Annotated in this window: 10 protein-coding genes; 5 read left to right on the top strand and 5 right to left on the bottom strand. The window is 73.5% G+C overall.

Translation table 11 applies throughout. The annotated features are described in order from the left end of the window. Window positions 1–76: 76 nt before the first annotated feature. The 4 genes from ACMA1D_RS12675 to ACMA1D_RS12660 all read right to left on the bottom strand — a co-directional run bounded on the left by ACMA1D_RS12675 (window position 77) and on the right by ACMA1D_RS12660 (window position 4,266). Window positions 77–1,594 carry a SulP family inorganic anion transporter gene (locus tag ACMA1D_RS12675; RefSeq protein WP_414724015.1) on the bottom strand — a complete coding sequence of 506 codons (1,518 nt, stop codon included), beginning with the start codon at window positions 1,592–1,594 and terminating at the stop codon, window positions 77–79. A gap of 312 nt (window positions 1,595–1,906) precedes the next feature. Beyond that, window positions 1,907–2,482 carry a TetR/AcrR family transcriptional regulator gene (locus tag ACMA1D_RS12670; RefSeq protein ID WP_414724014.1) on the bottom strand — a complete coding sequence of 192 codons (576 nt, stop codon included), beginning with the start codon at window positions 2,480–2,482 and terminating at the stop codon, window positions 1,907–1,909. 139 nt (window positions 2,483–2,621) lie between these two features. Then, on the bottom strand, window positions 2,622–4,070 hold the full coding sequence (locus ACMA1D_RS12665) for an amidase (RefSeq protein WP_414724013.1): 1,449 nt from the start codon (window positions 4,068–4,070) through the stop codon (window positions 2,622–2,624). Beyond that, window positions 4,057–4,266 (bottom strand): hypothetical protein, encoded by a 210-nt coding sequence (locus ACMA1D_RS12660; protein WP_414724012.1) that lies wholly within the window; start codon window positions 4,264–4,266, stop codon window positions 4,057–4,059. The genes ACMA1D_RS12665 and ACMA1D_RS12660 overlap by 14 nt, the downstream gene beginning before the upstream one ends. Before the next feature lie 494 nt (window positions 4,267–4,760). Here ACMA1D_RS12660 and ACMA1D_RS12655 point away from each other — a divergent pair, with 494 nt between their 5' ends. From ACMA1D_RS12655 to ACMA1D_RS12635, 5 genes are all read left to right on the top strand, one after another. Further along, a complete protein-coding gene (locus tag ACMA1D_RS12655; protein WP_414724011.1) occupies window positions 4,761–5,681 on the top strand; it encodes an MBL fold metallo-hydrolase in 921 nt (306 codons plus the stop codon). Between the two features lie 462 nt (window positions 5,682–6,143). Next, window positions 6,144–8,546, top strand: a complete 2,403-nt coding sequence (locus ACMA1D_RS12650) for a protein kinase domain-containing protein (RefSeq protein WP_414724010.1) — start codon at window positions 6,144–6,146, stop codon at window positions 8,544–8,546. Window positions 8,547–8,692: 146 nt separating this feature from the next. Further along, window positions 8,693–9,496: an FHA domain-containing protein gene (locus ACMA1D_RS12645; RefSeq protein WP_414724009.1), complete on the top strand. Its 804-nt coding sequence runs from the start codon at window positions 8,693–8,695 to the stop codon at window positions 9,494–9,496. A 23-nt stretch (window positions 9,497–9,519) separates the two neighbouring features. Continuing rightward, window positions 9,520–9,864, top strand: coding sequence for an MmcQ/YjbR family DNA-binding protein (locus ACMA1D_RS12640; RefSeq protein WP_414724008.1), 345 nt, complete (start codon window positions 9,520–9,522; stop codon window positions 9,862–9,864). Window positions 9,865–10,119: 255 nt separating this feature from the next. Continuing rightward, window positions 10,120–10,560, top strand: coding sequence for an SPW repeat protein (locus tag ACMA1D_RS12635; protein ID WP_414724007.1), 441 nt, complete (start codon window positions 10,120–10,122; stop codon window positions 10,558–10,560). 306 nt (window positions 10,561–10,866) lie between these two features. On the opposite strand, the gene ACMA1D_RS12630 is transcribed toward ACMA1D_RS12635, so the two are convergent. Beyond that, window positions 10,867–11,667: an aminoglycoside N(3)-acetyltransferase gene (locus tag ACMA1D_RS12630; RefSeq protein WP_414724006.1), complete on the bottom strand. Its 801-nt coding sequence runs from the start codon at window positions 11,665–11,667 to the stop codon at window positions 10,867–10,869. Window positions 11,668–11,728 lie beyond the last annotated feature (61 nt).

The following is an 11,728-nucleotide window of genomic DNA, read 5'->3' as shown; positions in this document are numbered from 1 at the left end:
CCGCCGCAGCCGCATGGGCCCGGTTCCGTACGTCCTACGAATCCGGGCCCGCGGCCGGCCGGTGGTGTACGAGCGCTCAGGTGCCGGGGGTGAGTTGCCCGGCGAGTCGATCGTGCAGGTCGGAGCTCACCTCGTTGAGCCCGACGATGGTGACCCGCTTGCCGCGCTGTCGGTACTTGTGCTCGACGGCGTCCAGCGCGGCGACCGACGAGGCGTCCCAGATGTGCGCCGCGGAGAGGTCGATCACCACCTCGTCCGGGTCGCGCGCGTACTGGAACTGGTAGACCAGGTCGTTGGACGAGGCGAAGAAGAGTTCACCGGTGATGGCGTAGACGACCCGCTGCCCGTCCGGGTCGAGCACCGCGGTGACCTGCGCAAGGTGGGCCACCCGCTTGGCGAAGATGACCATCGCGGTGAGCGAGCCGACGACGACGCCGACCGCCAGGTTGTGGGTGGCCACCACACAGCCGACGGTGATGACCATCACGGCCGTCTCCCCCGCTGGCATCCGCCGCAGCGTCCTGGGGTGGATCGAGTGCCAGTCGAAGGTGGCCACCGAGACCAGCACCATGACGGCGACCAGGGCGGCCATCGGTATGTCGGAGACCAGCGGTCCGAAGGCGATGCACAGCAGCATCAGGAAGGCGCCGGCCGCGAAGGTGGAGAGCCGGGTCCTGGCCCCCGAGGTCTTCACGTTGATCATCGTCTGGCCGATCATGGCGCAGCCCCCCATGCCGCCGAAGAACCCGGTCACGATGTTGGCCACCCCCTGGCCGATCGATTCGCGGGTCTTGCTGGAGTGGGTGTCGGTGATGTCGTCCACCAGCTTGGCGGTCATCAGCGACTCCATCAGCCCCACCAGCGCGAGCGCCAGCGCGTACGGGGCGACGGTGGTCAGCGTCTCCGGCGTCCAGGGCACGTCAGGCAGTCCGGGTGTCGGCAGCGAGGAGGGCAGCTCGCCCTTGTCACCCACGGTCGGCACGGCGATGCCGGCCGCCACGGTGATCGCGGTGAGCGCCACGATGGACACCAGCGGCGCCGGCACGACCGTGGTCAGCTTGGGCACGTACACCAGCAGGAGCAGACCGCCGGCGAACAGCGGGTACACGGCCCACGGCACGTCGTACAGCGCCGGCAGTTGGGCCACGAAGACCAGGATGGCGAGGGCGTTGACGAAACCGACCATGACGCTGCGCGGTACGAAGCGCAGCAGCTTGGCCACGCCGAGGGCGCCGAAGACGATCTGGAACACGCCGCCGAGGATGACGGCCGCGATCAGGTAGCCGAGGCCGTGTTCGCGGTTGAGCGGGGCGATGACCAGGGCGACGGCGCCGGTGGCGGCGGAGATCATCGCCTTGCGGCCACCGACGATCGAGATCACCACGGCCATCGTGAAGGACGCGAAGAGGCCGACGCTCGGGTCCACGCCGGCGATGATCGAGAACGAGATGGCCTCGGGTATCAGGGCCAGGCCCACGACCAGGCCGGCGACCACCTCGGTGGTGAAGACCTTGGGCGATGCCAGCCAGTCGGGCCTGCCGACCGCCGCGAGACGGGCGCGCCACGCGGCGGCTTGGGACAGCGGTGCGGACAAGGCGACCTTTTCCGTTCGGGCGCACCGGGGAGTGCGCTGGGGACGTGCGTCTCGGATGTGCCCCGGCACGCCCTGAGACGGGGCTACGCCGGCGGGGCCTCGGCATGTGGGCCCGGTCGGCTGCGGGCCGTCCCGCTGCCGGTGCCCGGGCCCGGCCGTACGGGAGGCCGCGCCGCGGGCGGTTGACGGGGGCGCCGAACGGGCCGGCCGGTACGGGGTCCGGATCTGCCGGACCGCCGGTCCACGCCCGGAAATCCTACCCGCCAGCACCCGGCCGGCACCGCGCGTGCGCTGCGGGCGGCCCGGGCGCGGTCAGCCGGTGGGTTGCTCGGGAGCGGCCAGTGCCGCAAGAACGAGGCGTTCGGCGTAGTCGCTGGTCAGCCCGCCGGGGCGGAACAGGATGCGGTACATCATGGGCGCCACCACGAGGTCGAGCACCGCTTCGAGCGTGGGGACCGTCTCGCCGCGCGCGTGTGCCCGGGCCAGCATGGTGCCGATCTGGTCGGCACTGTAGGCGGAGCACTGGCCGGCGTTGTCGCCCGCCGGGTCGCCGAGCAGCACGTCCCGTACGTAGGCCCGGCCGGTCGGCGACCCCATCTCCTCGATGAACTGCTGGGCCCAGGCCGTCAGATCGGCCCGTAGGCTGCCGCGGTCCCGGGGCGGCTCGTCGGGGCGCAGCCGCTCCACCGCCACGTCCGACAGGAGCTCTTGGAGGTCGCCCCAGCGGCGGTAGACGGTCGACGGGGTGACGCCGGCGCGCGCCGCGATCGCTGGCACGCTCAGTGCCGCGCGCCCCGCCTCGGCCTCCAACTCGCGCACGGCCGCGTGCACCGACGCCTGCACCCGGGCACTGCGCCCGCCAGGACGCGCCTTGGGCTTGGAGCTCATGCCCACACCTTAACTCCGGTCACTGCCGGGTCCTCGTGGCCGGCCGGACCGTCGTGGCTGGTCACGGCCGCGGACCCGGCCCGGTCGGCGGCCATCGTCGTGCACTGCCGCACGGGTGGCGCCGACCGGGCCGCACGGATCAGCCGACCAGCGCGGCCGGCTGTACAGGGGTGCCGTGGGCCGCCTCGTACGCGCGTCCGACGCGCAGTGCGGTGGCGTCCGCCAGCGGTGCGGCCATGAGCTGCATGCCGATCGGCAGGCCCGCGGCGTCCCGGCCGACCGGCACGGTCAGCGCCGGCATGCCCACCACGTTCGCCGGCGCGCTCAGCCGCACGTAGGCGTCCGCGACGCTCTCCGTGCTGCCGTCCGGCCACTCCACGTACTCCTGCCCGACGGCCGCCGCGGTGATCGGCACCGTGGGCGCGACGACCACGTCCACCTGCTGGTAGACGCGGGCCCACGCCTCCCTGAACAGGGTGCGCGCCCGCTGCGCGCGCAGGTAGTCGGCGGCCGTGACCAGCGCCCCGGCCTCCAACAGCACCCTCAGGTCGGGGCCGTAGGCGGCGGCGTCCGTGCGTAGGGTCTGCTCGTGGTACGCGGTGGCCTCCGGGGCCACCAGTCCCCAGTGGATGGCCCGGACGTGGCGGTCCATGGGCATCGGCAGTTCGATGACGGTGGCGCCGAGCGCGCGCAGCCGCTCGATGGCCCGCCGCACCGCGGTCTCGACCTCGGGGTGGATCCGGTCGAAGAAATAGCTGGTCGGCACGCCGAGCCGCAGCCCGCGGAGCCCGGCACCGTCCGCTGCGTCGATCGCGCCGGCGTCATTCGTGCCCATCGCGTCCTGCGCGTACGGGAGGCCGGTGCCCGGTCCGGCGGGCAGCAGGCTGGCGGGGTCGCCCTGATCGGGGCCGGCCAGCGCGGCGAGGACCAGGGCGGCGTCGGGCACCGTCCGGGTGAGCGGGCCGATGTGGTCGAGCGACCAGGACAGCGAGGTGACCCCGGTGCGCGGCAGCAGCCCGTAGGTCGGTTTCAGACCGACCAGCCCGTTGAGGGCGGCGGGCACCCGGACGGAACCCCCGGTGTCGGTGCCCAGTGCGAAGGTGGCCGCACCGGCCGCGACCGCCACCGCCGAACCACCGCTGGAACCGCCGGCGACCCGGCTTTGGTCGATGGCGTTGCGCGTCTGCGGGGTGGTCAGCCCGTACGCGAACTCGTGGGTGTGCGTCTTGCCGACGAGCACCGCGCCGGCCGCGTCCAGCCGGCTCACCATGACGCTGTCCGCCGCCGCCCGGTGTCCGGCGCGCACCTGGGAGCTGGCGGTGGTCGGCAGCCCGGCGACGTCGAAGAGGTCCTTGAGCCCGTACGGCACGCCGTGCAGCGGGCCGCGGTGCCGGCCGGCCGCGAACTCGGTGTCGACCAACTCCGCTGCGGCAGCGGCCCGTTCGTGCGTACGGGCCACAAAGGCGTTCAAGTGCGGCTCGACGGCGTCGCCGCGCTCGCGCACGGAGCGGGCGAGCTCGGTCGCGGAGAGCTCGCCGCGGCGCAGCGCGGCAGCCGCCTCGGTGAGGGTCAGCTCAAAGGGTTCCATCGACGGCCTCCGACGCTGCGTGGTAGTTGGCGGCCGGGTGGGTGTCGCCGAAGTCCAATTCGCGCAGGGTGGCGATGACCGCCTGGATCTGCTGTGCGGTGGCGGCCACCGCGGCGTGCTGCGCCTCGTCCAGCGGGTGCCCGGCGTGGAGCGCCCAGCGGGCGGCCTCCTGCGGGGTGAGGTCGGGGGAGCTCATGGCTGGCCTTTCGGGTGGGTGACGGATGGTGGTCGCCACCACCTGACCTTAAAGCGAAGAATTTGCGTTAGCCCACCGTAGGAGCTAGCGTGCCACTAACGCAAATCCTTCGCTTTAACTGTTCGATGCAGCCTCTCCGCCCGGCACCACCAGGCGTCTTGCCCCGCTCTTGCGGCCCGGGCGGTCGCGCCGCCCGTCCCTGGGACGGCCGCGCCACCCGCATCCGGCGGTGGGGGCCGCCGGGCCGGAAGTGGGTCCCTGGGCCGGGGTGAATCCTGGGCCGGGGCGAGCCCGACGACTGGGAGTGGCTGCACGCCCGGGGCACCGACGGATGGGATGGCCCCGCAGCGCGCCCCCACCCGGCGCGTCCCCACACACCCCCGAACCCCCACGCCCACCGCACCACTCACACCCGACCGAGTACCGCCCCACACCCATCCACCACCAGCACCACACCCACCCCCATCCACCCACCACCCCGAGGTCCTCCCGCCATGCCCCACCTCCCCGAGCCGCCCACCCACACACCCGGGTGGACCGTCGGTGACCTGCACATCCACCGCATCGACGAGACCGCGCTACCGCCCGAGACCGGCCCCTGGCTGTTGCCGGCCGCGACCCCGGAGCTCGTGGCCCAAACACCCTGGCTGCGACCCGACTTCGTCACCGGGCCCGGCACGCTGCGCCTGGCCAGCCACAGCTTCGCCGTGCGGATCGGCGGGCTGCGGGTCGTGGTGGACACCGGGATCGGCAACGGCAAACCGCGCGCCAACCCCGCGTGGAACGACCTGAACACCGACTACCTCACCCGACTTGAGGCCGCGGGCTTCCCACCCGATGCGGTCGACCTCGTACTCCTCACCCATCTGCACACCGACCACGTCGGCTGGAACACCCGGGCACAGGGCGGCGCCTGGCGTCCCACCTTCCCGCGCGCCCGGTACGTGACGGCCCGCGCCGAGTGGGAACACTGGGCCGGCGTGCAGATGGACGGGGCGCGGCGACAGATGTTCCGGGACTCCGTCCACCCGGTCGCGGACGCCGGGCAACTCGACCTGGTCGACGTCCCCGCCACCGGCCGCGCGCTCACCGAGGGCATCAGGCTGCTCCCCACCCCGGGCCACACCCCCGGCCACCTCGCCGTGGAGTTGCGCAGCGGCTCCGCCACGGCCGTCATCACCGGCGACTGCATCCACCACCCCGTCCAACTCGCCCACCCCGCCGTCGAAAGCTGTGTCGACGTCGACCCGGAACGGGCCCGGTCCAGCCGGCGGCGCCTGCTCGACACGCTGGCCGACACGGACACCCTGCTGCTCGGCACCCACTTCCCGCCGCCCACCGCCGGCCTGGTACGACGCGAGGGCGCGGCCTACCGACTGGCACCGGTGCCGCCCTCGCCCGCACCCCCCGGCTGATTCCGACACCGCGAGTGCCGGCGCCCCGCGGCCGACACCGGGCCCGCCACGCGCCCCGGGGCGGGGGCCGCGGGTCACCGGTTCGGCGTCTCGTTCCGTACAGCGGGTTGACCGGGGCGCGGGCGGCACGTGGCCCGCAAGGCGCGGGCCCGAGGGGAGCCGGGGAGAGCCGCCCCGGCGCGCGACCGATGCGCGTTGTGCGCCCCCGTGCCCCGTCTCACCCTCCAGACACCAAGGCATCCACACCTTGGACCGCACCGGCCCGCCGTTGTCCCGCCGGCAGGCCCGCGGCCCCCGGACGCGTGGGGCCAACGGGTACGTAACGCCCCGGCCCGGTCCGCAGGACCGTTTCTGCCCGGTCCGGCCGGCCCAAAGGCTCCTTGCCGTCACCGTTCCACGCAGTACCTTCGGTGCGCACAACCGGCCACGGTCGGCTCCGAATTGAGGGGAAGCACAGTGCGCATGGGTGACCGCGTCGACGGACGGTACGAGTTGAAGGGCGGCCCCCTGCCCGGCGGCAGAACCGAGGTCTGGCTGGCCAAGGACACCTTGGTCGGGCAGCAGGTGGCGCTCAAGCGGGTACGGATGGGGCACGCCGTCGCAGCCGACGACGACTTCACCCATCTCCGCGCGGAGGCACGGGCGTTGGCCACCTTCCGGCAGCACCCCCACGTGGTGACCCTCTTCGACGCGGTCCGGGTCACCGAAGCGGGAACCACGGAGTGCTGGTTGGTCATGGAGTACGCGGCGGGCGGCAGCCTGGCCGGACGGGAACCCATGGGTCCGGGCGACGCCGCCCGCATCGGCGCGCAGATCGCCCACGCGCTCACCGCCCTGCACGCCGCCGGGATCGTGCACTGCGACGTCAAGCCCGGCAACATCGTGCTCGACGAGGAGGGCACCGCCAAGCTCACCGACCTCGACTCCGCGTACCGTCTCAACGGCGAGACCATCACCCCCAACCACGGCGTCTCCTACACCCCCGACTACGCGGCCCCCGAGGTCGTCCAGGGCAACCCGAAGCGGGCGTCGGACGTCTTCTCGCTCGGCGCCACCGTCTACGAGTTGATCGTCGGGCAGCCGCCGTACGAGATCGCCGACTGGCCGGAGGGCGAGGGGTACGGCAACGACGCCGGCGAGCCCGCGCACGACGGGGAGTCCGCGGACGACGACAGCAGGTCCGCGCACCCGGCCGAGGAGACCGCGGACCACGCCTGGCGGCAGCGGCTGCGACAGCGACAGCGGCGGGGCGCGCTGCGCCTGGACGCAGCCGTCGGCCCGTTGGACGAACTGCTGCGGGCGATGCTCGCACCCCTGCCACACCAGCGCCCGACCGCCGAGGAGGTGCGGCGCGGGTTCGCAGAGGCGGCCGGGCTCGGGGGCACGGCGCGGAAGGCCACGGAGGCGGCGGCGCCCGAGGGGGACGCCGCACACGCCGGAGCCACCGCACCCGCCACACCGGAACCCACACCCGCGCACACGGCTCCGGACGCCACCCCCGCACCCACACCCACGTCTACGCCTGAGCCCGCCGTGCCGGACGCCGCACGAGCAGTACGCACCACACCCGCCGCCCCGGACTCCACACCCTCACCCCCGCCCGCGCACACCGTTGCGGACGCCACGCCCGAGCCCGCCGCGCCACCCGCCACCCCGGACGCCGTACCGGAATCCGCCGACGCCGCTGGGCAAGCGGCCCCCACCCCGAAAACCCCCACCCAACAGGCCCCAGCTCAAGGTCCCCCCGTACGGCCCACAGGCTCAGGCCAGGACCCGGCCGGCGCAGGAGCCGGAGCCACCCCGGCCGAGGAAGCCCGTACCGGGGAAGCCCGTACCGGGGGAGCCCGTGCCCTCGCCGCCTTCGCCGTGCCGATCAGGCGCCACCCCGGGATGACGGCCGTCGGGGCGCTGGTCGTGGCCGCCCTCCTCGTCCTGGTCTGGGCCGCGCGCGGCTGGGGGGACGGCTCCGACGGCCCGTCGACGCCAAGGCACTCACCACCGCCGCAAGCGGCCCAGGGCACCCCGGTCGACCAGCGCGAGAGCGACCCGTGCGCACTCCTCGACACCAAGGCCCTCAGCCGTTTCGGTTCGGCCCAACTCGACCGGTACTACGGCAACTTCGACCGGTGCGACGTCATCGTCCGGCACAGCGAAACCAGCGAGGTGGACGTCAAGCTCGACCTCAGCAACGACCCGCCGTCCGACGTGGCACCCCGCGCCCGCACGGTCGGCCGGATCGGGGTGGGCGAAGTATCGGCGGACGACGAGGAGTGCACCCGTTCGGTGCTGCCCAGCGGCCCGGACCCGTACAGCATCTACATCACCGCCCACGAGACCGAGGACGGGCCGGCACCGCTGTGCGCGATGGCCGACGCCACCGCCACCCTGGTGGCCAAGCAACTCGACGAGGGCCCCATCCCGCGCCGCACCACCCAGCCGCCGGCGGACTCGCTGCAACGGCTCGACGCCTGCACCCTGCTGGACGCGCGGGCCCTGTCGGCCGTGCCGGGCATCGACGCCGCCGACCCCGACGTCGGGTACGGCAACTGGGAGTGCGAGTGGCAGAGCACCACCTCCAACACCTCGGCCGAACTGCGCTTCGACCGCGGCCAGACGAAGGTGGAACCGCGGGCCCGGCACACCAGGCTCAGCGGGCACGCCGCGTACGTGGAGCCGGGCGGCGGGGACGAGGACGCCTGCCGGGTCCGGGTGGAGCACCGCGAGTACACCGACCACCGCGGTCGGAGCGGTAGGGAAGCCATGTACGTCGTCGTCGATGGCGCCGGGGCCATGGACGAGCTGTGCACCATGGCGACGGACCTCGCCACCTCGGCCGCCGCCGGGCTCCCCCCGCTGAGCAGTTGACCCTGGTGCACGGGGGCAACCCCGGGTGCCTTGCCGCGACGGCCGAGGTGGTGTGCGGGAGCACGGCTCCTTTGTACCCCCGGCCGCGTGGGAGGGGTCCCCAACTGCTGGGTCACAGTGGTGCCGGAACCAACCTAGGAGGCCCTGTGAACAGTCGCGACAGCCTGGCCCGCGGGGTCACCCGGGCCGCGCCCGGCACCCTGCACGCACGGTCGTTGTGGGGTGGCGTCAAGATCGCGCCCACCCCGGGCCGCGTGTTGCGGTTCGGCCGTGGCGAGCCGCCGGGCGTGGAACTCACGGTGGGCGACGACGACCTGCGGGTGAGCCGCCGGCACGGCGAGCTGACCTACCGGGAGGGCGCCTGGTGGCTGCGGAACCAGGGCCAACAGCTCGTCCGCCTGCCCCGCGGCAAGCTCATGCACACCAGCTCGGAGCCGGTACCGATCGCGGCCGGCTACACCCCCCTGTTCGTCAAGGGCTCCGGCTACCGCGAGCACCTGGTCGAGCTGTACGTCACCGACTACGACCAGCCGCTCACCCCGCGCCAACGGGCCAGGACGCTGGCGCCCAAGCGCTGGCCGCTCGCGGACGACGAACGGCTGGTCCTCGTCGCCCTCGGCCAGCGCTACCTGCTGTACGAGCCGGAGCCGCGCCCGCTGTCCTACCGGCAGGCCGCGGCCGAACTCGGCTGCCTCACGGGCGGGGCGCCCTGGGGCGAGCGCAAGGTGGCCTATCGGGTGGACGCCGTCCGGATGCGGCTGGCCAGGGCCGGTGACTTCCCGTACGAACTGTTGCGGACCGAGCCCGACGGGCCGAGCGACAACACGCTCAAGCACAACCTGCTCCGGGGGCTGGTGGAGTCGACCACCCTGGTGCCACCCGACCTCGCCCTGCTCGACGGCCCGCTGGCCGGCGGACAGGGCGGCACCCACCCGCCAGGCACCTGCTGAGCGGCACGATTACCGTATGGCGCATGACCGATTCCGAGGATGTGCGTCGCATCGCGCTCTCCCTGCCGGAGACCGCGGAGAAGTTGGCCTGGGGCATGCCCACGTTCCGGGTGGCGGGGAAGATGTTCGTCACCATCCCGGACGACGAGACGTCGTTCGCCGTGCGCTGCCCCATGATCGAACGCCAGGAACTGATCGCGGCCGAGCCCGCCAAGTTCTGGGTGCCGGCGCACGAGGCGAGCTCGAACTGGGTGCGGGTACGCCTCGCCGCCCTCGATGACCAGCAGGAACTGCGGGACATCGTGGTGGACTCCTGGCGCCAGGCCGCACCGCCCCGGCTCCTGGAGGACTCCTCGGCACCGGTGTGAGCCACCGGGCTCGCCGGCCGACCACACCACACAGGGCCGTCCCGTCCGGCCCGACCAACCCGCCCGCCCCGGGTTGCTCACCCAACGTGGGCCACTGGCACGGCCCGGGTTACACACCCGACCCGGGCCGCTCGCCATCCCCTGCGCCGCAAACCCAGCGACACCTGTCGATAGAGGACAAAGAGGGGCACAATGGAGTCGGTTGCATGCCGCACGGTGCGGCCGGATTGACTCGAACCAAAGGAGGCGAGACCCATGGCCAACGTCTCGCACCACCCGGCTGATCTGGCGAATCACCCGGATGTATCGGAGATGCGAGACCGCTACGCCAGGATGCTAGGGCGGCCCAGCGTGGTGGCGGTGGACGGGTTGCTGCTGCTCGCCGGGTTGTACGCGGCCATCTCGGCCTGGACGGTCCACTTCGCCGCCGCGGAGTCCGAACTCGCGTTGAACAACCTGATCATGGGCATCGCGGTGGCCGTCATCGGCCTGGCGCTGACCATGGCGCCGGAGCGGATGGGTGGACTCAGCGGCGCCTGTGCCGCGATCGGCGTCTGGCTGATCGTGTCGCCCTGGGTGGTCACCCGCCACCCCGACACCGGAATGATCTGGAACAACGTCATCGTCGGCGCCGTCATCTGCCTCTGCGGCCTGGTCGCCGCCGGCATGGTGGCCCGCGCCGGCAAACACCCCTAGGACCACTCCTCCCCCGCCCTCCGGGGCGGGCAGCCGCGCCGGTGCGCACACCCACCGGCGCGGCTGTGCGCACCGCCCCGCCTACGGAGGGCGACGAACGGGTGGCTGGGGTGAGGCGGGTGGGCGTGCGGCGTGGGTGTGAGTCGCCCCGTGCGGCATGAGTGGGTGGGTACGGGTGGGTGACGCGGGTGGTTCGCGGGTGTGGATGGGCCCGTGCGGGTGGGACCCCGGCGCGGGCCGGTTGCGTGGGGTGCGGGTGGTCGGCCCGGGGCGTACGGCCAGGGTCAGCCCGGGGCGCAGTGACGGTCAGCGCGGGACGTACGGGCGGTGCTCGGTGAGCCAGCCCTCGGCGAACGCGACGGCGTCGGCCAGCGGGAACAGTCGCACGTCGGCCGCGCCCACGGCGCCGCGCACCACGGGGTGCGCACGCTCGAAGGCGGCGCCGAGTTCGGCGAAGCAGTCACTGTCGATCGACGTCTCGCGCACGCTGTGCCACCTGCGCCCCTCCCCGGTGTCGACCGCGAAGGACACCTCTTCCGTCGGGCCCGGAATCCGGTACTCGGCCAGGTGGAAGGCGGTGCACCGGTCGAAACCCGGGCCGAGTAGCAGCACTCGGGCCGCCGCCTCTTCCAATCGGGCCAACGGGCTGCGCTCACCCAACCGGCAGTCCAGCGCGTGATCGGCCACGATCGCCGGCGCGCCGGGGCCGACGGCGGCGAACGAGGTCTGCGGGTGGGCGCTGCGCAGCGCGCCCGGCCAGGTGCGTACGGCGTCGGCGATCACGCCCATGCCAAGCGATGGGGTGGTCCGCGGGTCGAACGCCGGGGTCTCGGCACGGATCTGCGGCCACCAGTCGGCGGGGACCGGCGGGTTGGACCAGCCGGCCGGGTCCGAGTTGTCCGCGGTGTGGGTCGGCACCACCAGCGTGCCGGTCGGGCCCAGCACGTCGAGCAGCGCCCCGACCACGCTGGGCGCGGCCCCGCAGACCCAGCCGAGCGAGCGGAGCGAGGAGTGCATCAGCAGGGTCTCGCCGGGGCGCACCCCGAGCGCTCGGAATTCCGCGGTGAGGGAGCCCCGGGTGCACAGGGGGCCGGATTGCAGAGCCACGGGGGGTGAGTCTGCCCCACGGCACGCCCGGCCGGCCACCGGATTACCCGGCGCCACGGGG

It is taken from the genome of Streptomyces sp. 796.1, assembly GCF_047525675.1.
Lineage (GTDB): Bacteria > Actinomycetota > Actinomycetes > Streptomycetales > Streptomycetaceae > Streptomyces.
The sequence above is the reverse complement of the archived record's forward strand: the minus strand, read 5'-3'. Positions and strand labels throughout refer to the sequence as shown.

Bases quoted from the DNA above. Each gene is read 5' to 3' on its own strand.
- ACMA1D_RS12670 (WP_414724014.1), bottom strand. From the start codon at position 2,482: ATGAGCTCCAAGCCCAAGGCGCGTCCTGGCGGGCGCAGTGCCCGGGTG.
- ACMA1D_RS12665 (WP_414724013.1), bottom strand. From the start codon at position 4,070: ATGGAACCCTTTGAGCTGACCCTCACCGAGGCGGCTGCCGCGCTGCGC.
- ACMA1D_RS12660 (WP_414724012.1), bottom strand. From the start codon at position 4,266: ATGAGCTCCCCCGACCTCACCCCGCAGGAGGCCGCCCGCTGGGCGCTC.
- ACMA1D_RS12655 (WP_414724011.1), top strand. From the start codon at position 4,761: ATGCCCCACCTCCCCGAGCCGCCCACCCACACACCCGGGTGGACCGTC.
- ACMA1D_RS12650 (WP_414724010.1), top strand. From the start codon at position 6,144: ATGGGTGACCGCGTCGACGGACGGTACGAGTTGAAGGGCGGCCCCCTG.
- ACMA1D_RS12640 (WP_414724008.1), top strand. From the start codon at position 9,520: ATGACCGATTCCGAGGATGTGCGTCGCATCGCGCTCTCCCTGCCGGAG.
- ACMA1D_RS12635 (WP_414724007.1), top strand. From the start codon at position 10,120: ATGGCCAACGTCTCGCACCACCCGGCTGATCTGGCGAATCACCCGGAT.